The sequence below is a fragment of the Deltaproteobacteria bacterium IMCC39524 genome (assembly GCA_029667085.1).
Classification (GTDB): Bacteria; Desulfobacterota; Desulfuromonadia; order Desulfuromonadales; family BM103; genus M0040.
In genome coordinates this window covers 122,092-144,683 of sequence record JARUHJ010000007.1, presented here as the reverse complement: position 1 = coordinate 144,683, position 22,592 = coordinate 122,092, and the positions used below count along the sequence as shown (strand labels likewise).

Genomic DNA, 22,592 nt, shown 5'->3' with positions numbered 1-22,592 from the left:
CAATGCCCTTATCCAGTTGCTCAATGCTGACCCAGATACGACGGTGCGACAAGAAGAAAGCACCACAGGAGCCGAGCACCATCAACAGGCAGCCGAGCCAGACCACCCAGACGCCGGGGTCTTTGGCGACCTGCAGGCCGGTGTAATAGCTTTGCGTTGCCTCAAGCAGACTGACTGAATAAGCACCGCCACGTTTTACATCAAACTGCGGATAATTTTTCATAACGATAAAGGGTCTGCCGGTATCGATCTTCACCTGGGCGGCCGGGCCGAAGTTCTCATAACTCTCGGCATAGCCCATGGCAATCAGGCTGGCACCACCCGGAAGCTTGAGACGCTTGCCTTGGGCTCCCTGCACAGTTACGGTTTCACCGGTCTCATTGTTTTTGACGCGGAACTTATAAACCGGGTCGCCGGTCGGGCCGTAGCTGGACTGGTAGAAGGTCAAGCCTTTGTAGCTCAAGGGGTCATTGACTTCTATCGTCTTCTTCAAGACTTCTTTGCCATTCTCAAGAACAACCAGGTCGCTGGTAAAGTCTTTGGGGCGGCCGCCGCCTTCGTAAAAGGTGACCTCGAAATTATCGCAACGGAGTTCGAAACCAAGAGGAATCGGGGTCTGCCCGGCCCGCGGCCAGACCGCGTCGACCGATTTGCCTTCAACGATATTGATATAAGCCTTGAAACCCCAGATGTTACCGATCATGGCACCGAGAAAGATGACCAGGATCGAGGTGTGGGTCACGTAAACACCGAAGCGGGACAGTTTACCTTTTTGTGAAAAAAGATAGACCTTGTCATCCTGCTCGGTGACCACCGGCGCGGCAAACTTACTGCTGAGCAGTGCGACCACTTTATCACGCACGCTCGCAACAGTTCCTTCGGCAACGACTTCGCCCTTATTGGAAAAGGTGCGAAACAGGTTGTCATCGGCCACCAGGGTGGGCTCGCGCACAATCTTGATGATCCTGGGCAATCGCTTGATCGAGCAGCAGATCAGGTTGACGGCAAAGAGGCCCATCAGGGAGAGGAACCAGTAAGAGTGGTACATGTCGAAAAACTGCAGGGTGTCGAGGGCCTTGTAGGTCGACTCGCTCATGCCGTAGTTCTGCATGTACTCCTGGGGAGACTTGTTCTGCTCAATCACCGTCCCGATAATCGAGGTCGTTGCCAGCAGAATCAAGGTGATAATCGCCAGCTTCAGGGAACAGAAAAAGTCCCATAGCTCGTCAGTGAAGCTCTTTTCTTTGCTCAAAGTATATTCTCCCGGGGAGAGAGGCCATGTTTTTGGCCCTCAAACGTCAGAATGTCGCATCAAAAGCAACCCTATGCCTTTGATGCGACAGAAACTCTTACCAAAATAATATGATTTGTCGGCGGCTGTCAAGATAACACGGTCCAGGATTTTCGCGAAGGGCAGATCAGGGCCGGGTCATCCAAAATCTTGCGCAAGCCGCTGGCTGAGAGCTTCGGCTTTGGCTTCAACTCCTGCAGCCATATCTGCCTTGAACTGCACGAGCTTCTCGCTGAGTGCAACATCGTCAACAGCCAACACCTGTGCTGCAAAGATTCCGGCATTACGCGCGCCAGCCTTGCCGATAGCCATGGTCGCCACCGGGATTCCAGCAGGCATCTGCACCATTGCCAGCAGGGCGTCCATGCCATTGAGCGCCGTTGCATCGATCGGCACGGCGATGACAGGAAGGGTCGTTTCAGCAGCAACCACCCCGGCAAGGTGTGCCGCTGCTCCGGCTCCGGCAATCAGGATTTTGACACCACGCTCCTTTGCCGTTCTAACGATCTTGGCCGTGCGCTCCGGGGTGCGGTGGGCACTGGAAACTGTCATCTCGAAAGGAATGCCGAACTGGTTCAGCGCAACGGCCGTCTCTTTCATGATTTCGTAGTCGTTGTCGCTTCCCATCAGGATGCCGACGAGGGGTCTGTCAGTCATAATAAATCCTTTATAAAAAATCGGGACGTGGGACGAGGTACGCGGGACGAGTAAACCTCTTATGAACAAAGCCAGAGGCAATCGCGTTTCAAGGGTTCAGCTTCCCGCGTCCCTCATACCGCGTGCCACGCTCCGGCTTTAAATCGCTAGCGATTTAAAGCCTTTTTACCAATATCCTTGCGGAAGTGAACACCATTCCAGTTAATCTTATCAACAGCACCGTAAGCACAATCGATCGCCTCGGCAACTGTACTGCCTAATCCAGTAACGCCGAGAACACGACCGCCGGTGTTAACGATCTTACCGTCTTCGAAGCTGGTCCCGGCATGAAAAACCACCACATCATCCATCGTCAGCACATCGTCCAGCCCCATGATCTCAAAGCCCTTGGCATATTTGGCCGGATACCCGCCGCTGGCCAAAACCACGCAGACAGCCGCCTTGTCGTGCCATTCGATCGAGTCCTGTTGCAGGTTGCCGCGAGCGCAGGCCTGCAGCACCGGAACGATATCAGACTTCATGCGCATCAGCAGAGGCTGGGCCTCCGGATCACCGAAACGGGCATTGTACTCAACGACGCGTGGCTTGCCATCCTTGATCATCAAGCCGACATAGAGAATCCCACTGTACGGACAGCCATCACTGGCCATGCCTGCAATCGTCGGCTTGACGATCGTCTCGACAATGACATTGTGGAGCTCCGGTGTCACCACCGGAGCCGGAGAATAGGCGCCCATGCCACCAGTGTTCGGCCCCTCATCATTGTCGAAGGCCCGCTTGTGATCCTGGGAGGAAGCCAGCGGCAGAATATTCTTACCATCGGTAAAGGCGAAGAAAGAGGCTTCTTCACCGTCCATGAATTCTTCAATGACGACGCTGGCACCAGCGGCACCAAAAACCTTGTCGAGCATGATGTCATCGACTGCGGCAATCGCCTGCGCCTCATCCATGGCCACGATGACGCCTTTACCGGCGGCCAGGCCATCAGCTTTAACAACAATCGGCGCACCCTGCTCCTTGATGTAAGCGACAGCGGCAGCATGATCCGTGAAGGTCTGATAGGCAGCGGTCGGAATCGCGTACTTTGCCATCAAATCCTTGGAGAAGCTCTTGCTTCCTTCGATGCAGGCGGCCGCCTTGTTCGGACCAAAGATCTCCAGGCCAGAGGCTTGAAACCGATCCACAATACCCATAGTCAGGGGAACTTCCGGGCCAACTATCGTAAGATCAACCTTTTCAGCTTTGGCAAAATCAAGCAACGCATCGATATCGTCGGCAGGAATATGCACACAGTCCGCCAAACCGGCTATTCCCGGGTTGCCCGGAGCACAGTAAATCGTTTCAACCAGAGGCGATTGTCCGATCTTCCAGACCAGCGCATGTTCACGACCACCACCACCAACGACGAGTATTTTCATCTTCGGACTCCTACAATTAAAACAGGCAAAGCCATATCAACACGGAGGCTCGGAGACACTGAAAAGTGTGGCAAGGGTTTAACCAAAAAAATCTTTTGATTCTCTCCGCGTCTCTGCGTTGAATCGCGTTTTAGTGTCTAAAATGCCGCATGCTGGTAAAGACCATCGTCATGCCATGCTCATCGGCCGCAGCGATGACTTCTTCATCGCGAATCGAGCCGCCTGGCTGAATAACAGCGCTGATACCAACCGCAGCAGCGTTGTCGATGCCATCCCGGAAAGGGAAGAAGGCATCGGAAGCCATGACCGCGCCCTTGACCTCGAGGCCAGCGTGTTCAGCCTTGATCGCTGCGATGCGCGCCGAGTTAACACGACTCATCTGACCGGCGCCAACGCCGATCGTCATGCCGTCTTTACCGTACACAATGGCGTTCGACTTGACGAACTTGGCCACCCGCCAGGTAAAGAGCAGGTCTTTCATCTCTTGCTCTGTCGGTTGCCGCTTGCTGACCACTTTCAGCTCTGCGGTCAGCTGCAAATCGGCTTCCTGAACCAGCATACCACCATTGACCTTTTTTAAATCGAATCGCGCAGCGGTTTGTTCCGGCCATGCACCACATTCGAGCAGGCGCACATTCTTCTTGGCGGCGACAATCTCACTGACGCCCGCACCGACCTTCGGCGCGATGATGACTTCTACAAACTGCTTATCGACAATTGCCTTTGCGGTATCCGCATCAAGCTCGTGATTGAATGCGATGATGCCGCCAAAGGCTGATTCGGTGTCCGTGCTGAAGGCCCTATTATAAGCATCGAGAAGCGTCTCGCCGTAAGCAACACCACAAGGGTTAGCGTGCTTGACAATGACGCAAGCGGGTCCATCGTTGTACTGCTTGACGCATTCAAGGGCCGCGTCGGTATCGGCAATATTGTTGTAGGAGAGTTGTTTGCCCTGCAGTTGTTTCGCTGTCGCAATCGAAACCTCGGCTATATTGCTTTCAACGTAGAAAGCCGCCTTCTGGTGAGGGTTCTCGCCGTAGCGCATAATTTCTGTGCGCTGGTACTGGAAGGTCAGAGCGCTCGGGAAATCGGCACTCTCCGCATCGACCCGCTTACCCAGCCAGTTGGAGATGGCGGCATCGTAAGCGGAGGTGCGCTGATAAACTTTTAGGGCGAGGCGAAAGTTGGTTTCGCGTGAGACCTCACCGGCGTTGGACTTCATCTCATCCAGAACCACAGCATAATCGGCTGGATCAACAACCACGGTGACCGACTGGTTGTTCTTGGCTGCGCTGCGGAGCATGGTCGGCCCACCTATATCAATATTCTCAATGGCATCCTCAAGAGTACAATCAAGATTTGCAACGGTTTCTTCAAAAGGGTAGAGATTGACGACGACCATATCGATCGGCGTGATGTCATGCTCTGCCATTTTGGCCACATGCGCCGGGTTATCACGTAATCCAAGCAATCCGCCATGAACCTTCGGATGCAAGGTCTTAACGCGGCCGTCCAGCATCTCAGGATAACCGGTATGCTCGGAGACATCCTTCACCTCAAGGCCCGCTTCACGCATCATGCTGGCGGTACCACCGGTGGAGAGGATCTCCACGCCGTATTGACTCAATTCTTTGGCAAAATCGACGATGCCGGTTTTGTCGGAAACACTGATCAGTGCACGTTTGATGACTGCCATAGTAAAACCTCTGTTGAAATGTTGATTAGATAGGCCAACTAAATCAAAGCACCATAATTAGCCGCAATCAAAATCTATGAAAACCTGTAAGGGCAAAAGTATAATCTTTGTGCTTGGGCTTAAAACCATAGACATTGATAGATTTTCATCGCGGCTAATTATGCTTTTGACTTAGAATTCCAAGGCCTCCAAAAACTGTTTTTCGAAAGCAGGGGTGCCAGAGAGTGGAAAAGGCTGAATCGTATTCATCAGATTAGCCAATCGCTGTTGACCGTCTGTAGCTGTCAAATAGGCTTGTAAGCCCGCCAGCACCCCATTTGCGACAAAGGAGGTTTTATCTAACATGGCCTCCGGCAGCAAGGCAACCCTTTTCAAAACCTCAACAGGCAAAGCCGTCCCGAGCGCTCCGGTAACCAGGACCTGTGATACACCTTGCGGAGTGAAACCGCCTTTTGCCAAGAGGACGTCGATACCGGCCCGAACCGCACCTTTTGCCAGTTGAAAGTTGCGTACGTCATCCTGGGTCAGAAGCAACTCGCCACTGGCATCTCGATGAAAACAGATTGACCATGCGCCCTCTTGCTCTACAAGGTATCGGCCCAGATTTGTCTCGACCTCATCAGCAGCAAGGATACGCCCTGTTTTATCGATCAAACCACCCTGTCGCGCTACGGCGACCAGCGCAGCCAGGCCGCTACCGCACAGACCGCGCGGTGTACCCTTCCCGGCTACGGTGAGTTGCAGACGATCATCGATCAGGCGAACATCGGTGACCGCGCCATCAGCCATAATCATCCCCGAACCGATGTTGCCGCCTTCAAAAGCAGGGCCAGCAGCAGCCGAAGTCACCCACCAACGCTCACCATCCCAGAGAGCAAGTTCTGCGTTGGTGCCAAGATCGAGCAACAGAGTTCCGACCGTAACATCCTGCAATCCAACCAGACAGGAGACCAAGTCTCCGCCAACGAAACCTGTCGCCAGCGGGAACATCTCCAGAGGTGAAGGAACACCGAAGTCCAGGTCACTAACAGGAATGTGCGCCAGGCCCTTATAAGGAGACCGGTGCGGGGGGAAAAGCAATGAGCCCACGGGTAAATGCTGCAACAGGCAGGACATGCCGGGATTGCCTGCTGCAGCGAGGGAAATGACAGCCTCCACCTTACAACCTGAGCTGTCGAGAAGTTCGGCAATTAACAACCGGAGAGCATCGACAAGAAGTGATTGCAACCGCTCGCCACCATCGTCATGGGCCTTTTGCAAGCGCGCGAGGATATCGACACCCTCTTCGCGCTGAGGGTTCGCGACCTGCTTTTCGGCCAAGCTCTCGCCGGAGGCTGAGAGCAAGCGGCCTGCCAGAGTTGTGGTGCCAAGGTCAAGGACGACGAATCGCTTCATTATGGTGTCATTCTATACGTTGAAGGAGAAGATTTAAAGATTAACGGGAACCCGAGGAACCCGCTTGCTGATATTGCAGAAAACCTCATAGGTGATCGAGCCGACCTTGTCCGCCCACTCTTCTGCGGTGATGATATCGTCACCATCCCGACCGAGCAGAGAGACCTGGTCACCGACCTGAACGTCAGGGAAGCTGGTCACATCGACAAGGATCCAATCCATGCAAACAGTGCCAACAACAGGAGCCCGCCGGCCATGGATCAAAACTTCGCCACGATTGGTCAACAGACGATTGTAGCCATCAGCATACCCCACCGGGATCGCCGCTACTCGTGACTGCCTCGAAGTAACAAAACGGTGACCGTAAGAGATGCCCTCCCCGGAAGGAACGTCTTTGAGTTGGGCCACCTGGCTGACGAAATGCATGACCGATTGCTGAGTGAAGGGATGGGCAAAAGGGCCTCCCGTCAAGCCGCCGTACAAAGAGATCCCGGGCCGAACCAGGTTGCAGCCATTGAGTTTCCTGCTGTAGATACCGGCGCTATTGGCAATATGTTTATAAAAGGGCCTGAAGCCAGCTTTTTCGACTCTCGCCACAACGGCAGAGAAAGCCTCACATTGTAAAGCCGTCAAGGGCTTCTCCGGCTCGTCAGCAACGGCCAGGTGGCTCATAACACCAGACATGTTCAGGCTCTTCAGGTTCTTCAAAACAGGCAAGACTTCATCGAGCCTGTCGACCCGAAATCCAAGCCGCCCCATACCGGTATCCACCTTGAGGTGATAATCGATACTTCTTCCGGCATCGCGGGCCGCGCTATCCAACCTGCGGGCGCAGGCCAAATCGTAGAGAACCGGAGTTAATTGATATTCAATAACGTCAGCTTCCTGACCGGGGAAAAAGCTACCAAGAATAAGAATCGGCTGTTCGATTCCCAGCTTACGTAATTCCACACCTTCCTCAACGAGAGCCACACCGAACAGCTTGGCCCCTGCTGCGGCCAGGGCCGGCGCGACAAGGCCCACACCATGGCCATAGGCGTCGGCCTTGACGACGGCCAGAACCTCACACCCGTCACCAACGGTTCGTTGGACTTCCTGGAAATTATGCCGTAGAGCGGCAAGGTCGATTTCAACTCTGGTTGGGCGTGTCACAGACATGAAGAACTCCGCATGAGATTGAAGAGAATCGACATTAGAGCATACGCCTTCAACAGGTGTAAAGAGTGAAAGGTTGACACACCGCAGGCAATCTTTTAGGCTGTCGATGAGTTAAATAGAAAGGTTATCTTATGTGTCTGAATGATGGTCATTTTCTCCTGGTCCAGGGCGATCAGGAAACTACGTTGGAAGACGTCGCTTCGCTGTTGGTTGTGAAAGATAAAGTACGCCTGGTCGACGTGTTCGGCAAGCATCGCGATATAGATGCATCAATCCAGGAAATCGATTTACTGAACAACCGGATTGTTCTGGGCTGATCGGAACCGTCCTTACATCTGAACCACCGCTAGGGGAGTAAGCTTGCTGAGAGCTTCGTTCGATAACGAAGCGACCCTTAGAACCTGATCCGGATCATACCGGCGTAGGGAAGCGGTCTGGTCAGCAACGAGCATTCCCGTTAAACGGGCAAGCGCCGTGGCCACCAGCCTGGGCGCGTTTTTGTTTTTTGGAGAAGAGAACAATGATTCAGGGTCTCTACCTGATTACTCCACAAGGTTCTGACGAACAGATTCTGCATGTCGTCCGCGAGGGGCTGCGTGGTGGAGTTCGCGTGGTGCAATACCGCGACAAGGAACGTTCGGCCGATGCGAAGGTCATGCTGGCGCGGCAACTGGTACAACTCTGTAAAGAGGCCGGAGCAACCTTCCTGGTCAACGATAGCGCGGAGCTCGCCGTTGCCTGTTTTGCCGATGGCGTCCACCTGGGCCAGGATGACGGTTCAGTTCACGATGCCCGAAAACTGCTTGGAGAGAATAAAGTGATCGGTGTTTCGACCCGTAGCGTTGACCAGGCTCTCAAGGCGGAGATGGCTGGTGTCGACTACATCGGCATCGGCAGCATTTTTCCCACCAGGACCAAAGACGATGCCGAACTGGTTGGTCTGGAAACCTTAAACAAGGTTCGTCGTGCCGTAAAAATCCCGCTGGTCGCCATCGGCGGTGTCAATTGGACAAACGCTTCCGATGCTCTTGATGCAGGAGCCGACGCGCTGGCTGTCATCTCGGCGGTCTCAGAGGACCCAAACCCGGCCCTTGCAGCAAAAGAACTGGCCCTGCTTTTCAACTGCAGGAAGCCATCGGGAACAACCAGAGTCATGACGATTGCCGGCTCGGATTCCGGCGGCGGCGCAGGTATCCAGGCCGACCTTAAGACAATCACCCTGCTTGGGTCTTTCGGAGCCAGTGCCATCACCGTATTGACGGCACAGAACACCCTCGGCGTACATGGGCTCTCTCCGGCATCAGCAAGTTTCGTTGCCAAACAGGCCGAAGCGGTCATAACTGACATCGGCGTCGATACGATTAAGACCGGTATGCTCTACAGTGCTGAGATCGTCACCACCGTCGCAGAGCTTATACAAAAGCACAACCTGCTTACAGTCGTCGATCCGGTCATGATTGCCAAAGGCGGCGCAGCCCTTTTAAAGCAGGACGCAGTTGAAGCTGTCCGCTCACAGCTCTTACCCTGCACCTATCTCCTGACACCCAACATCCCCGAAGCTGAAGCCTTGACCGGGAAAGAGATCAAAACGCTGGAGGAGATGGAGGAAGCAGCAAAGGAATTGCAAGCCATGGGGGCCCGCCACGTTCTGCTTAAAGGTGGTCACCGTGAAGAGGATGCCATCGATGTACTCCTCGCGGGCACATCAAGAACAAGACTGGCGGCAGAGCGTATCGACACGGCAAACACACATGGTACCGGCTGCACCTATTCAGCAGCGCTTGCGACTTTTATCGCCCAGGGGCAGCCACTGATCAAAGCCGCGGCGTCAGCCAAGCTCTTTATCAAAGAAGCGATCCTTCATGCAGCACCTTTAGGTGGTGGGCATGGACCGATCAACCATTTCGCTGGTGCCAAGGCTGTGCGGGATGCGGAGCGTGAGAAATTACAGGATCGTTGAACCATAGAGAGCACGAAGGACACGGAGATATATCAAAAAAGAGGATAAGCATTTAACGCAAAGGCGCAGAGAGTGACAAGAAAGGCGCAAAGGGCCCTTAGCCCAAGGTAAAAAAACCAATTGAACACAGGTAAAACCTTAACTTTACTTATTAACTCTATTAACTCTTTGCGTCTTTCCCAGATTCTCTTGGCGTCTTGAGTGAGCACAGCGAACGGGCGTTAATCTTTTATATTTTCAAATCAGTATCTCGCAAAAAACACATACGAAAAAAGAGGATTCATGAAAACACAAAGCACACTGACCCAACTAGAACTCGCCCGCCAGGGCGTTGTTTCAGACAAAATGAAGCAAGCCGCAGCAACCGAAGGTATGGATCCGGAGATCCTGCGCCAGCGCATCGCCGAAGGTACCGCGATCATTTGCCATAACAACAAGCACACTAACGGCATCCCGTTAGCGGTTGGCAAAGGGTTGCGCACCAAGGTCAATGCCAACATAGGCACGAGCAAAGACGACACCAGCATCGACAAAGAGCTGGAGAAGGCCCGCGTGGCCGTTGCAGCAGGCGCTGATGCCATTATGGACCTCTCCACCGGCGGACCGATTGATGAGATCCGCTCCGCCATCATCAGTGAGACCACAGCCTGTATCGGCTCGGTACCGCTTTACCAGGCCGCAGTCGACACGGTGACCCGCAAGGGCAAGGCGATGGTCGACATGACCGCCGATGAGATCTTCGAAGGGATCATCAAACACCTCGATGACGGCGTTGACTTCATCACCGTGCACTGCGGCGTGACCCGGGCAACCGTCGAGCGTATGGACAACGAAGGCCGCATCATGGAGGTCGTTTCCCGCGGTGGTTCCTTCACCGTTGAGTGGATGACCCACAACAATGCCGAGAACCCACTCTTCGAACAGTTCGACCGTCTGCTGGAAATCGTCAAGCCTTACGATGCCACTCTCTCTCTCGGTGACGGCTTCCGCCCCGGTTGCTTGGCTGATGCCAGCGACCGCGCCCAAATCCAGGAGCTGATCCTGCTCGGCGAGTTGACACAGCGCGCCTGGAAAGCCGGCATCCAGGTGATGATCGAAGGCCCTGGTCACGTGCCTCTGAACCAGATTGAGATGAATATTCAGCTGCAAAAGCGCCTCTGCCACGGCGCACCTTTCTACGTTCTTGGCCCGCTGGTCACTGACATTGCCCCGGGCTATGACCATATCACCTGCGCTATCGGCGGCACCCTGGCTGCGGCGGCCGGCGCCGACTTCCTCTGTTACGTCACCGCCAGCGAGCACCTCGCTCTGCCAACGGTCGAGGATGTCCACGAAGGTGTTATCGCTTGCCGCATCGCTGCCCATGCCGGCGATATCGTCAAGGGCGTACCCGGCGCCATGGAGAAGGACATCGCCATGGCGAAGTGCCGCAAGGAGCTTGACTGGGAAGGCCAGTTCGCCATCGCCATGGATCCTGAAAAAGCACGCCGCATAAGAGCCGAATCGGGCGTTGATGAAGAGCACGGCGCCTGCACTATGTGCGGTGAATTCTGTGCTTACAAGGTGATGAATGAGAGAAAAAGCGGCGGGTCGGAGGCTGGGGGCTAGGGGCTGGAAGAGTCCTCTCTCTTTTCCCCATAGAGCTAAAAGTTCAAGAGGGGCGCTTCCAACCGGAAGCGCCCCTCTTTTAATGTCAATGGTCTAGCCAGCCCCCAGTCTCCGATCTCCAGCCCCCGGTTATTCCCCAAGGTACGTATAAGACACCAGCATCTTATCCAACAGTTCAATAAAATGGCTGGTCTCCTCAAATGAAACCTGGCGCGTTGCGACTTTCTTTTCGAGTGTTTCTTGTACCTGTTTGAGAATTTCCGGGCCCTTGTACTGGACGTACTTAAGGCTCTCCCAGGTCGCATCACCCTTAATGATCGAATCAATCTTGTACTTGGTTTTTTTGTTGAAAGAGATATGCACCGCGTTGGTGTCTCCAAAAAGGTTGTGCATATCGCCGAGAATTTCCTGGTAAGCACCGATCATGAAGAAGCCGATGTAGTAATCTTCCTCCGCCGACACCTTGTGCAGCGGCAGATACTTGGTGCGGCCGTGCTCGCCAACGAAGCTGCTCACCTCGCCATCGGAATCACAGGTAATATCGGCAATCGTTGCCATAACGTCCGGCTTCTGACTGAGCCTTTGCAGCGGCATAATCGGAAAAAGCTGATCGATCGCCCAGGAGTCCGGAACCGATTGAAAGAGCGAGAAGTTGGCAAAGTAGGTCTGTCGTAAGCTCAGATGGAAGGCCTGCAAGTCATCGGGAACTTCACGCATGCGCTCTACAATTTCGTTAATTTGGATGAAGATCTTGTTGCAGAGCCACTCGGCAAGAGCCCGGTCGTGCAGGGTCAGGTAACCCAACCGGAAGAGACTTACGGCCTCCTGGATGAGTTGCAGGGTATCGTGATAATCCTCACGCAGAGAGTGCCGATCGAGGCTTTTGTGGATATCGTAAAGCTTCTTAACGGTCGGCGAGAGCTTTTCAGCTTCCTCGATGACATCTTCATAATCAGGCAGGGCGTTCTGGGTATTCGTATTGAGGATATTGGTGATCAGAACCGAATAGTGCGCGACGATCGCCCGTCCAGACTCAGAGATGATATTCGGGCAGGGCACATCCGCCTCTTCACAGATGTTTTTCACCTGGTAGATAACGTCATTGGCGTACTCTTCGATGGAGTAATTGACACTTGAGAAGTAGCTCGACTTCGAACCATCATAATCGACACCCAGGCCGCCACCAACATCGAGGTATTCAAGGCCCACCCCCATTTTCTTCATCTCAGCGTAGATCCGCGCGCCCTCGACCAGGGCATTTTTAATCTTGTCGATCTTAGTGATCTGACTGCCGATATGGAAATGCAGCAGTTTAACCTCGTCGAGCAGATCATGCTCTTTGAGCAGGTCGATGGCCGCCAGTAGTTCGGAAATTTTCAGACCAAACTTCGCATCACTACCGCCGGAGGTCGCCCATTTGCCCGTGCCCTTTGCGGAGAGTTTAACCCTGATACCGAGCTTCGGCACGATACCGATTTTCTCCGACAGGGTGATAATCTTCTCCAGCTCAAAGAGTTTTTCAACCACAATAGTGATGTCGTAGCCGATCTTGTTGGCGTAGAGAACCGTCTCGATATAATCGTTGTCTTTGTAACCGTTGCAGATGATCGGCAGATCTTTACCGGTCGCAAAGGAAATCGCCGCCACCAGTTCCGGCTTGGAGCCAACCTCGAGGCCAATATTGTGCCGCTTACCAAACTCGGTGATTGCCTCGACGACCTGGCGTTGCTGATTAACCTTGATCGGGAAGAACGTCTGGTATCCAGCCGGGTAATCGTATTCCTCGATGGAGTTTTTAAACGCCCGGTTGATCCCGGCAATCCGCCCCTGCAGTACGTCCATGAAACGAAGCAGGATCGGCGGTTTAATCTTGCGCTTGATCAGATCGTCGACCAGGGTGCGCAGATCTATGGCATATTTTGAGTGCGGCGAAGGGTGAACACAAACGTGCCCTTTGCGGTTTATCGAGAAATAACCGTCACCCCAGTTTTCAATGTTGTAGGCTTTCTGCGCGCTCTTGATTGTCCAACGTTCCATATTCATCACCCGATAAGAAGTAGGGTTTCTACTTCTTTCTAAATAGACAAACCTCGAAGAGCACGAAGCTCACAGAGAAAAAATGACACTCTTTTCGGTTTAAACACTTAAGATCCTATCTTCGTGCGCTTCGTGCTCTCTGTGGTTAACAATTTACCCTTCAGGAAAGCCGCCCATTTTTAACGCAAAAGGCAAAGTGTGTGAACCAAGGCGCAAAGGAAGCAAAGTATTTACTGTTTATGTTTCATAAAATCAAAAAGAGTTACTTTGCGACTTGCCCTTATTCTTTGCGTCTTTGCGTTACGCCCTTCGTGCTCTTCGTGGTCAACTCTTTACCCTTCAAGAGAGCCGCCCACGGAAATCTTCATAAACAAAGCTTCTTACAGCCTGCAACTCGCCGGTCTCTGGCTCATAAGTACACAGATGCGGATGCTGAACACCATTAAACGTGGTTGTCTTAACCATGGTGTAGTGTGCCATATCGAGAAAAGCCAACCGGTCTCCGGGTTTTAACGAAGACTCGAAGGACCAGTCACCGATAATGTCGCCAGCCAGACATGATGGACCACCGAGTCGATAGGTCTGTGCTTTGACACCTGGGTCATAACCGCCTGCGATCTCCGGCCGGTAGGGCATTTCCAAGATATCCGGCATGTGGCAGGTTGCCGAAACGTCCAGAATCGCCGTCTCAATCTCTCCGGGAACAACGTCGAGAACCTCTCCAACCAGCAGGCCCGTGCCGATCGCTATAGCCTCGCCCGGTTCGAGATAGATCTCGACGTCATACTTGTCCTTGAGATACCGAACCAGATTGATCAGCCCCTCAATATCGTACCCCTCGCGAGTGATGTGGTGCCCACCGCCAAGATTGATCCATTTCATCTGCGGCAGGAACGCGCCGAACTTCTCTTCAAAAACCTCCACAGTTCGCGCCAAAGGTTCGAAGAGATGTTCGCAAAGAGTGTGGAAATGCAGCCCCTCAATACCCTCCAGTGACTTGCCTTCAAATTCGCTGCGCTTGATACCCAGCCGCGAGTTAGGCGCACAAGGGTCATAAAGCTCGGTGTGACCTTCCGAGTGCTCCGGGTTTACCCGCAACCCGATCGACACCCTGCCCTGCTCTTTTTGCCACAGCGGCCGAAAACGTTCCAGTTGATTGAAAGAGTTAAAAACCAGGTGATCGGAGATCGACAGTAGCTCGATGACATCCCTCTCCTTGAAGGCCGCGGCAAAAGAATGTACCTCGCCGCCAAACTCCTCGCGGCCGAGGCGTGCTTCCCATGGTGAAGACGCACAAACACCCTGCAACGTCTCGCGAATCAGCGGGAAGGTACTCCACATGGCAAAAGCTTTCAGTGCCATGAGGATCTTCGCCCCGCTACGTTTTTGCACTTCGTCGAGAATGGCCAGATTATGACGCAGGCGGCCAAGATCAACGACGTAGGCCGGAGATGGAGCCAATTTCAAAATTTTCGGGATATCGATACCGATCAATCTAACACCTTATTCAACGCAAAGACGCCGAGGGGTAAACCAAGACGCAAAGAAACAAAGAATCTTTAAAGTTTTAACCAAAAAGGAAGAGGCCCTCTTTGCGTCTTTCTGTCTAACTTTGCGCCTTTGCGTTAAAAGATACCACTAAAGCACAGGCCAATCCCCACCCTCAACAACCACGTGCGGCAAGCCCATCGGCCCGACCTCATCAAGGAAAGGCTGCGGATCGAACTGCTCCATATTCCACACGCCCGGCTTGTGCCACTTACCGGTCAGCATCATGATACCACCGACGACCGCCGGTACACCCGTTGTATAACTAATCGCCTGGGAGTTGACCTCTGCATAGCACTTTTCATGATCACAAATATTGTAGATATAGACCTGCTTGCGCTGGCCATCCTTGAGGCCCCGGGCAATCACGCCAATACAGGTGCAGCCCTTGGTTAACGGGCCGAGCGAGCCGGGGTCAGGGAGGACCGCTTTAAGAAACTGCAAAGGTACGATTTTCTGACCATTGTACTCAACCTCATCGATACGCGTCATTCCGACATTCTGCAGCACTTCGAGATGCTTGAGGTAGTTATCGGAAAAGGTCATCCAGAACTGGGCCTTTTTGATGGTCGGGATATGCTTGACCAACGACTCCATCTCTTCGTGGTACATGCGATAGATGTTCATCGGCCCGACACCTTCTGGAAAATCGAAGGTCCGCTTGGTCGCCAGCGCCCCGGTCTCCACCCAGTTGCCATTTTCCCAGTGACGACAGGCAGCGGTCACTTCGCGTATATTGATCTCAGGGTTGAAATTGGTGGCGAAGGGTTGGCCGTGATCACCGGCGTTGGCGTCTATTATGTCAATTTCCTGAACTTCATCGAGGTAGTTTTTTGCGGCCAGAGCCGTATAAACATTGGTCATACCCGGATCAAAGCCGCTGCCGAGCAGAGCCATCAGCCCTTTTTCACGAAAACGTTCCTGGTAATCCCACTGCCAGCGGTACTCGAACTTGGCTGTATCGAGAGGCTCGTAGTTGGCCGTATCGAGATAATCGACCCCTGCTTCCAGGCAGGCATCCATAATCGTTAAATCCTGATACGGAAGCGCTACGTTGATTACCAGTTTCGGCTTTTCCTGGCGAATTAACGCTGTCAGTTCTGGAACATTATCCGCATCAACCTGGGCCGTTTTAATCACGGCACCTTTGATCTCTGCCGCGATCGCATCACACTTGGACCTGGTGCGTGAGGCCAGAGTGATAGAAGAGAAGATATCAGGGCGTTGAGCGCATTTATGAACGACAACACCGCCAACGCCACCGGCACCAATAATCAGTACTTTACTCATTTAGAAACTCCTTTGGGTTCATACTTGAGAGCCCGGTATTCAGAAGTCAAATATCAATCTGCACTTTTCTCTCTAATCTGTATCCTTTGTCAACAGAAAAACAAGCACAGAGACGGCTATAAATCCAATTCCCTTGGGCATGATGATGATGTATGGTTTAGTTGTTCACTACCTGAACCCAGACAATTATGTCAGCCATAAACGGAAGAGAACATGAATATGCGTATTAACTTTTCACCTCTCATTTGCACGTTAACCCTTCTTACCCTGACGGCCTGCACTATGACTCAACAACCGCTCGGCAATTCTGAAGCTCCCTATCCACCAGCAAAACCTGAGGTCGGAGATATTTATCATCTGCCCACCGGTGTCAAAGTCAGCGCTGAACAGATGCAGGCCGCAATAACCGATGTTCGAATTGTCTACGTCGGGGAAACTCATGACAACCCAGCAGCCCATCGCCTGGAGCTCGAGGTTCTCAAAGCCATGGCGGAACGTTATCCCGGCCAGCTCAGCCTCGGTATGGAGATGTTCAACACCGGCCAACAAGAGACTTTGGATCAATGGACGGCAGGAGCTCTCAGCGAAAAAGAATTTCTGAAGAATTCGTCATGGTTCAGCAACTGGCGCATGGACTACGCCTATTATCGTGACATTCTAAATTATGCTCGCGAGCAACAGATTCCAGTTGTCGGTCTGAACGCGACCCGCGAACTGGTTAAAAAGGTTGGTAGAAATTCGTTTGAAAGCCTGGACGAGGAGACCCGTTCTCAACTGCCGGAGATCGACCTTGAAGATCCTTACCAGCGCGCCATGGCAGAGGCAATTTATGCTGACCACCGCGGCGGCAAGGCCATGTTCGACGGCTTTTTACGCATCCAGACACTCTGGGATGAGACCATGGCCGAGAATATCGCGCGCGTCATGCAAGAGAAAGGCTCTGAGCACCGCATGGTGGTCTTGGCTGGCGGCAACCACGTCCGCTATGGCTTCGGCATCCCCAGGCGTGTCTATCGCCGCCTGCCGACATCTTACATGCTGGTCGGAAGTCGTGAACTGGTCGTCCCAAAGAAGAAGCAGGGCAAACTGATGGATGTCAAGATGCCCCGTTTTCCCATGCCGTCCTACGACTACCTGGCTTTCACCGAATACGAGAGCCTGCCCGGTGAACGCGTCAAACTCGGCGTGCGTATGAAAGAAGAGGATGGCAAGGTTGTCGTGGAGGGCGTTGTGCCTGGTTCAACGGCCGATCAAGCAGGTGTTGTGGCTGGAGATGTCATTGTCTCTATGGGTGATGCTGTCGTTGAAGACAGCTTTGACCTGATCTATGAAGTCAATCAACGCGTCAGCGGAGACCAGGCGGCCCTGATTATTGAACGGGAGGGTGAACAGATCAATCTCGACGTCACCTTCGTCCCGCTACCTAAAGCTGATGAACATGGCATGGGCAAGCACAAAGAATAATCTGGTTATCTACTTCACTCCAGTAGCTATTGTCAGGATTTCTCTTTACCACCCGTTCGTTTCTCTCACTAGAGACACAGAGGGCACAGAGAAGTCCTGATTGTTTTTTGAATTTCTCCCTGTCCTCTGTGGTGAAAGGTTTTCTTTGAATGACCCTCACTTGAGTAAAATGGATAACCAGAAAATATAACAGACCTCACTAACTCATATAAAAAACAAGAAAGAGCCGCTCAGTTGACTGAGCGGCTCTTTCTTTTATGTCTCACTGTTCCGCGCAAAGCGTCCCGCGCAGCCTTCTTTTAAGCTTTCCCAGCACTCCCCAGAACAGCCTCATTCTTGTGATTAAGCAGCTTGATCAATTCCTTACGCGCCGCACCGAGGTATTTGCGAGGATCAAATTCACCGGGATTGTTGGCCAGATACTCACGCACCTTGGCGGTAACAACAAGTCGGCCATCAGAGTCGATATTGATTTTGCAGACAGCACTCTTGGCCGCTCTGCGCAACTGCTCTTCCGAGACACCGACAGCACCTTCCATCTTGCCACCATACTGGTTGATCAGGGTTACGTAATCCTGGACGACACTGGAGGCGCCATGCAGTACAATCGGAAAGCCAGGAATGCGCTTTTCGATCTCTTCGAGGATATCAAAGCGCAGCGGTGGTGCTTCTTCGCCCTCTTTCAGCTTGAACTTGAACGCGCCGTGACTGGTACCGATAGAGATCGCCAGGGAGTCGACACCCGTTTTCTTGACGAAGTCCTCAACCTCTTCAGGCTTGGTATAGGTCGACTTTTCGGCAACCACATCATCTTCAATGCCGGCCAGTACACCGAGTTCACCCTCAACGGTGACATCAAACTGATGAGCATATTCAACGACCTTTTTGGTCAGGGCAACGTTCTCTTCGTAAGGCAGATGAGAGCCGTCGATCATGACCGAAGAGAAACCATTATCGACACAGGATTTGCAGACTTCGAAAGAATCACCGTGATCGAGATGCAGACAGACAGGAAGTTCAACACCCATCTCATTGGCCATCTTCACAGCGCCCATCGCCATGTAACGCAACATGGTGGCGTTGGCATACTCACGTGCGCCCTTGCTGACCTGAATGATCACCGGAGAGCGACTTTCTACACAAGCGGTCACGATCGCCTGCAGCTGCTCAAGGTTATTAAAATTGTAGGCAGGTATGGCATAACCACCCGCCATCGCCTTGGCGAACATGTCGCGAGTATTGACCAGCCCCAAATCCGAATAATGTACCTTGTCGCTCATCAGTAAAGCCCTCCCTGTGGATGTTTCAGAAATCGTTTTTATAAACAAACCTTAATACCAAGTTATCCAAAACAAGTCCAGAGCAAACTCTGATAATTCCTCCGCTAGACGTTGCATATAATACGTCCCTGTTCTAGGATTAAGATGGCTCTTCAACAATCAAAACATGAAGCAGAACGGGGAAGGAAGAACAATGGATTTACGAAAACACGAGAAATATTTTTCAGACTGGAAAGAACGTGAGGAGCTTGCTGAAGCGATGCTCCCGATTATCGGCCGGCTCTACCGGGATCATGGCATTGTCATCACAGTCTACGGCCGCAGCCTGGTGCACGGTTCCATGGTGGACATACTCAAAGCCCATCGTTTCGCCCGACAGATTCTCGAAAATGAGCTCTCAGTGCGCGACACTTTCCCGGTTTTACTGGCCATGGAAAACCTTGACCTGGCCCCCTCAAGAATTGACATCGGCAAACTGACCGTTCGCCTGCAAGCACAAGAGCCTGGGCAAGACGTATCGATCTTCGTCCGCCAGGAGCTCTCCAAAGTCAACACCGGGCAAACATCTTTGCTCAGCGAACCCCGTGATGTGGTCCTTTACGGTTTCGGTCGCATCGGCCGGCTGCTGGCCAGGATCCTTGTCGACAAAGCCGGCGGGGGCGACAAGCTACGCCTGCGCGCGGCAGTTGTCCGCAAAGGCGACGATGACGACCTGATGAAACGGGCCAGCCTGCTGCGCCGTGATTCGGTGCATGGCCAATTCAATGGTGCCATCACCATCGACGAAGAAGAGAATGCGATCATCGCCAACGGCAACATGATCCGTCTCATTTATGCGGACGCCCCTGACCAGATCGACTACACAGAGTACGGCATCCAGGACGCCATATTGATTGACAACACAGGCAAGTGGCGTGACCGCGAAGGTCTTGGCCGTCATCTGCAAGCCAAGGGCATCAGCAAGGTCATTTTAACCGCCCCGGGCAAGGGCGATCTTCCCAACGTGGTTTTCGGTGTGAACAACGAGCTGCTGACCGCTGAGGAAAACATCTTCTCGGCAGCCAGCTGCACCACCAACGCGATCGTTCCGGTTCTGAAAGCTGTCAACGACCGCTACGGGGTTGTCAACGGCCATGTCGAAACCTGCCACTCCTACACCAACGACCAGAACCTGATTGACAATTACCACAACAATCACCGCCGCGGACGCAGCGCGCCACTCAATATGGTTATCACTGAGACCGGTGCTGCGAGCGCTATCGCCAAGGCCCTGCCCGAGTTAACAGGAAGACTGACCGGCAACGCCATCAGGGTGCCAACTCCAAACGTTTCTCTGGCAATTCTCAACCTCACCCTGAAGAAGAAAGTCAGCCGCGAAGAGCTCAACAGATATTTGCGTGACGTCTCTCTCGACTCACCGCTGCAGAACCAGATTGATTACACCAATTCTCCAGAAGCCGTTTCCAGTGACTTTGTTGGTTCTATATATGCCGGGATCGTTGACTCGATCTCGACGATCGTTTCGGAAGACCGGATTGTTCTGTATGTCTGGTATGACAATGAATTTGGTTACAGCAGTCAGGTGGTGCGTTTGACGCAGAATTTGGCGGGGTTGGAATTGCCTGTTTTGCCTTTTTAACTTTCCTGGTTATCTATTTCGCTCCAGTAAAGCATCGGAGAACGTGAAACAGGAAAAGCAATCGACCTGACTCACGCCCGTTCGCTTTGCTCTCTTGAGACGCAGAGAGCGCAAAGTAATAGATAAGCGAATGGGGACTCACAATTTGTGTGTCCCCATATCAAAGAGCAAAGTCAAAAACAAAAAAATTAGGTTTTTACAGCCGCCAACACAAAAACCGGGTTGTAAGCCTCGAACATTTTATAATCCGTCAAAGGACGTGTCCGTGAAATATTAACCGTCGTCACTTCCAGCTCGTAGCCAGCGTTCTCAAAAAACTCGGTTGCGGCATTCAAAGTATCTAAAGTAACAGCATTGAGAACCACACGCCCCCCGATCGGCAGACGACCGTCCGCCGCATCAAGAATTTTCCAGAGATGACCTCCGGAGCCACCGATGAAGACCCGGTCCGGATCAGGCAGATCATCCAGACAGGCAGGCGCATCGCCGGCAACCAGAGTGATATTGCGCGAGTTGAATTTTTTCAGATTTTCCTTGAAGAAGGTCAGACACTGAGGATTGCGTTCTATCGCAAAGACTCGACCGTTCGGCATAAGATGATCGGCCTCAATACTGACGGAACCGGAACCGGCGCCGACATCCCAAAGAGTCATATCCTGACGCAAACGTAACTTGGCCAGGCTCACAGCCCTCACCTCTTCATGGGTGATCAGTTTCTTGACCGTAGCAAAATCCTCGTCCGGAATACCCATGCAAGGACCGATGCCGTCACCGCCGGCCTCATATTCTTTGATCAGGATCAGAACATTCAACGCGGCGGCCGGTCTTTTGAGTAAACCCTTGAGCTCGGTGTGCGTGATCGTCTCTTCAGCCGTCCCCAAATTTTCACAGAGATAAGCCGTGTAACCGTCCCGGCCTCTTTCAATCAGCTCTTTTGCAATCACCTTGGGGGTATTCACATTGTCGGTGAGAAGGGCCACTTTGTCATGAGCCACAATCTGATCGACAGCCCCCTTCAGTCCCCGCCCTTGAGTTGACACAAACACGGCATCGTCCCAGGGCTCGCGAATCTTGGCAAAAGCGTACTGGGCCGAGCTGACATTCGGCACGAACTCTAAATCGGCATCAGGAAGGTTGCGCAGCAGGTAACGACCGATACCGAAGAAAAGAGGGTCTCCGGAGGCCAGCACAACAGCTGACCCTGTGCACTTTTCCAGGCACTCAACCACCGGCGCCAGATTATCTCCGGTCGCCATGGTTTTACCGGAGAAGTCAGGAAACAGCGCCAGCTGCCGAGGGCCACCGATCAGCAACTCCGCCTGAGCGACCAGCTCCAAAGCCCTGCGGCTGAAACCTTCCTGGCCTTCAATTCCAGCACCGATGACATAAATAGTTTTCATCTGCCGACATCCTCCTTAAAGCTTCTGATCCGTCTGATCAAGAAGCGCCAACTTTATCTGTTTGCCTCTTTCGTCGTCAAGCCTTAGCAACCTGTCGGACTAACCATGAACTGGCTGCTAGACGCTGCTTCAGCCGTCCTGATGAGAGACCCCATTGAGGAGTTTCACAACCGAATTGCCGCCTTCAAAGTAGTCAATAATATTCAGGCAGCCAAAATCCTGCTCAATAGAAAAAGCCTGCTGCAGGGGCGCACCAATGGCATCGAGCAAGATAATCCGATTAACCCCTCCATGAGCGACCAGTGCGATGTGACCACCCACGTGCTCTTTAAGGATCTTCCTAAGGGTGGGACGAATACGATTCGCTGCATCCTGCAGACTTTCGCCTCCCGGCACCTGGAAGTTCACCAGGTCTTTAAGCCTTGCCTGCCAATCATCAGGGTAGGCCTCGTGAAGTTCAGCCCAGGTCCGGCCTTCCCAGTCGCCGACATGCAATTCCCGTAACGCAGCATCAGTGACAGGCTGCAGATTGTGTGCTTCAGCGATAAGTTCCGCACAGTAGCAACTGCGATCCAGGTCGCTGCTGTAAACTGCGTCAACAGGATTGCTGGTCATATGATCTCGAACGCGAGCGGACTGTTGCCGACCCAACGGAGTAAGCGGCACATTAACCTGGCCGTTATAACGTTTCTCTTCATGTCCTTCAACCTGGCCATGACGCACCAGAAAGAGCCGTGTTCGTTGCATTATA

Annotated in this window: 17 protein-coding genes and 1 riboswitch; of the genes, 5 read left to right on the top strand and 12 right to left on the bottom strand. The window is 52.9% G+C overall.

Annotation, left to right across the window (positions count from 1 at the left end; translation table 11 throughout):
* The 6 genes from P9J64_15705 to alr all read right to left on the bottom strand — a co-directional run.
* A partial coding sequence (locus P9J64_15705) for a cytochrome c biogenesis protein ResB (protein ID MDG5469767.1) occupies nucleotides 1-1,252 on the bottom strand: 1,252 nt, incomplete at its 3' end.
* A 177-nt stretch (nucleotides 1,253-1,429) separates the two neighbouring features.
* Complete coding sequence (purE, locus tag P9J64_15700) at nucleotides 1,430-1,948, bottom strand: 5-(carboxyamino)imidazole ribonucleotide mutase (GenBank protein ID MDG5469766.1); 519 nt, start codon at nucleotides 1,946-1,948, stop codon at nucleotides 1,430-1,432.
* 146 nt (nucleotides 1,949-2,094) lie between these two features.
* Nucleotides 2,095-3,366, bottom strand: a complete 1,272-nt coding sequence (gene purD / locus P9J64_15695) for a phosphoribosylamine--glycine ligase (protein ID MDG5469765.1) — start codon at nucleotides 3,364-3,366, stop codon at nucleotides 2,095-2,097.
* 130 nt (nucleotides 3,367-3,496) lie between these two features.
* The gene (purH, locus tag P9J64_15690; protein ID MDG5469764.1) at nucleotides 3,497-5,062 is read right to left on the bottom strand and encodes a bifunctional phosphoribosylaminoimidazolecarboxamide formyltransferase/IMP cyclohydrolase; all 1,566 of its coding nucleotides are present in this window, start codon (nucleotides 5,060-5,062) and stop codon (nucleotides 3,497-3,499) included.
* Between the two features lie 171 nt (nucleotides 5,063-5,233).
* Nucleotides 5,234-6,457: an ASKHA domain-containing protein gene (locus P9J64_15685; GenBank protein ID MDG5469763.1), complete on the bottom strand. Its 1,224-nt coding sequence runs from the start codon at nucleotides 6,455-6,457 to the stop codon at nucleotides 5,234-5,236.
* 33 nt (nucleotides 6,458-6,490) lie between these two features.
* Nucleotides 6,491-7,615: an alanine racemase gene (gene alr / locus P9J64_15680; GenBank protein ID MDG5469762.1), complete on the bottom strand. Its 1,125-nt coding sequence runs from the start codon at nucleotides 7,613-7,615 to the stop codon at nucleotides 6,491-6,493.
* A 131-nt stretch (nucleotides 7,616-7,746) separates the two neighbouring features.
* On the opposite strand from alr, the gene P9J64_15675 reads away from it, so the two are divergent.
* The 3 genes from P9J64_15675 (at nucleotide 7,747) to thiC (ending at nucleotide 11,183) form a co-directional block, all read left to right on the top strand.
* A complete protein-coding gene (locus P9J64_15675) occupies nucleotides 7,747-7,932 on the top strand; it encodes a CooT family nickel-binding protein (protein ID MDG5469761.1) in 186 nt (61 codons plus the stop codon).
* Between the two features lie 21 nt (nucleotides 7,933-7,953).
* A riboswitch (TPP riboswitch) is annotated at nucleotides 7,954-8,060 on the top strand.
* 75 nt (nucleotides 8,061-8,135) lie between these two features.
* The gene (gene thiD, locus P9J64_15670) at nucleotides 8,136-9,575 is read left to right on the top strand and encodes a bifunctional hydroxymethylpyrimidine kinase/phosphomethylpyrimidine kinase (GenBank protein MDG5469760.1); all 1,440 of its coding nucleotides are present in this window, start codon (nucleotides 8,136-8,138) and stop codon (nucleotides 9,573-9,575) included.
* A 282-nt stretch (nucleotides 9,576-9,857) separates the two neighbouring features.
* Entirely contained in the window at nucleotides 9,858-11,183 is a 1,326-nt protein-coding gene (gene thiC, locus P9J64_15665; protein ID MDG5469759.1) for a phosphomethylpyrimidine synthase ThiC, read from the top strand.
* Nucleotides 11,184-11,312: 129 nt separating this feature from the next.
* Here thiC and speA read toward each other — a convergent pair whose 3' ends face one another.
* The 3 genes from speA to P9J64_15650 all read right to left on the bottom strand — a co-directional run bounded on the left by speA (nucleotide 11,313) and on the right by P9J64_15650 (nucleotide 16,058).
* Nucleotides 11,313-13,220, bottom strand: a complete 1,908-nt coding sequence (gene speA / locus P9J64_15660) for a biosynthetic arginine decarboxylase (GenBank protein MDG5469758.1) — start codon at nucleotides 13,218-13,220, stop codon at nucleotides 11,313-11,315.
* Nucleotides 13,221-13,559: 339 nt separating this feature from the next.
* Complete coding sequence (nspC, locus tag P9J64_15655; GenBank protein ID MDG5469757.1) at nucleotides 13,560-14,714, bottom strand: carboxynorspermidine decarboxylase; 1,155 nt, start codon at nucleotides 14,712-14,714, stop codon at nucleotides 13,560-13,562.
* A gap of 144 nt (nucleotides 14,715-14,858) precedes the next feature.
* Complete coding sequence (locus P9J64_15650; GenBank protein MDG5469756.1) at nucleotides 14,859-16,058, bottom strand: saccharopine dehydrogenase family protein; 1,200 nt, start codon at nucleotides 16,056-16,058, stop codon at nucleotides 14,859-14,861.
* Between the two features lie 282 nt (nucleotides 16,059-16,340).
* On the opposite strand from P9J64_15650, the gene P9J64_15645 reads away from it, so the two are divergent.
* Nucleotides 16,341-17,522, top strand: coding sequence for a ChaN family lipoprotein (locus P9J64_15645; protein MDG5469755.1), 1,182 nt, complete (start codon nucleotides 16,341-16,343; stop codon nucleotides 17,520-17,522).
* Nucleotides 17,523-17,821: 299 nt separating this feature from the next.
* Here P9J64_15645 and P9J64_15640 read toward each other — a convergent pair whose 3' ends face one another.
* Nucleotides 17,822-18,802, bottom strand: coding sequence for a class II fructose-1,6-bisphosphate aldolase (locus tag P9J64_15640; protein MDG5469754.1), 981 nt, complete (start codon nucleotides 18,800-18,802; stop codon nucleotides 17,822-17,824).
* Nucleotides 18,803-18,995: 193 nt separating this feature from the next.
* Between P9J64_15640 and P9J64_15635 the strand changes: the two genes are divergently transcribed.
* Nucleotides 18,996-20,441 carry a glyceraldehyde-3-phosphate dehydrogenase gene (locus tag P9J64_15635; GenBank protein ID MDG5469753.1) on the top strand — a complete coding sequence of 482 codons (1,446 nt, stop codon included), beginning with the start codon at nucleotides 18,996-18,998 and terminating at the stop codon, nucleotides 20,439-20,441.
* A gap of 188 nt (nucleotides 20,442-20,629) precedes the next feature.
* Here P9J64_15635 and cbiE read toward each other — a convergent pair whose 3' ends face one another.
* Nucleotides 20,630-21,841, bottom strand: a complete 1,212-nt coding sequence (gene cbiE / locus P9J64_15630) for a precorrin-6y C5,15-methyltransferase (decarboxylating) subunit CbiE (GenBank protein MDG5469752.1) — start codon at nucleotides 21,839-21,841, stop codon at nucleotides 20,630-20,632.
* Nucleotides 21,842-21,970: 129 nt separating this feature from the next.
* Nucleotides 21,971-22,588: an alpha-ribazole phosphatase gene (gene cobC, locus P9J64_15625; GenBank protein ID MDG5469751.1), complete on the bottom strand. Its 618-nt coding sequence runs from the start codon at nucleotides 22,586-22,588 to the stop codon at nucleotides 21,971-21,973.
* Between the last annotated feature and the right edge of the window lie 4 nt (nucleotides 22,589-22,592).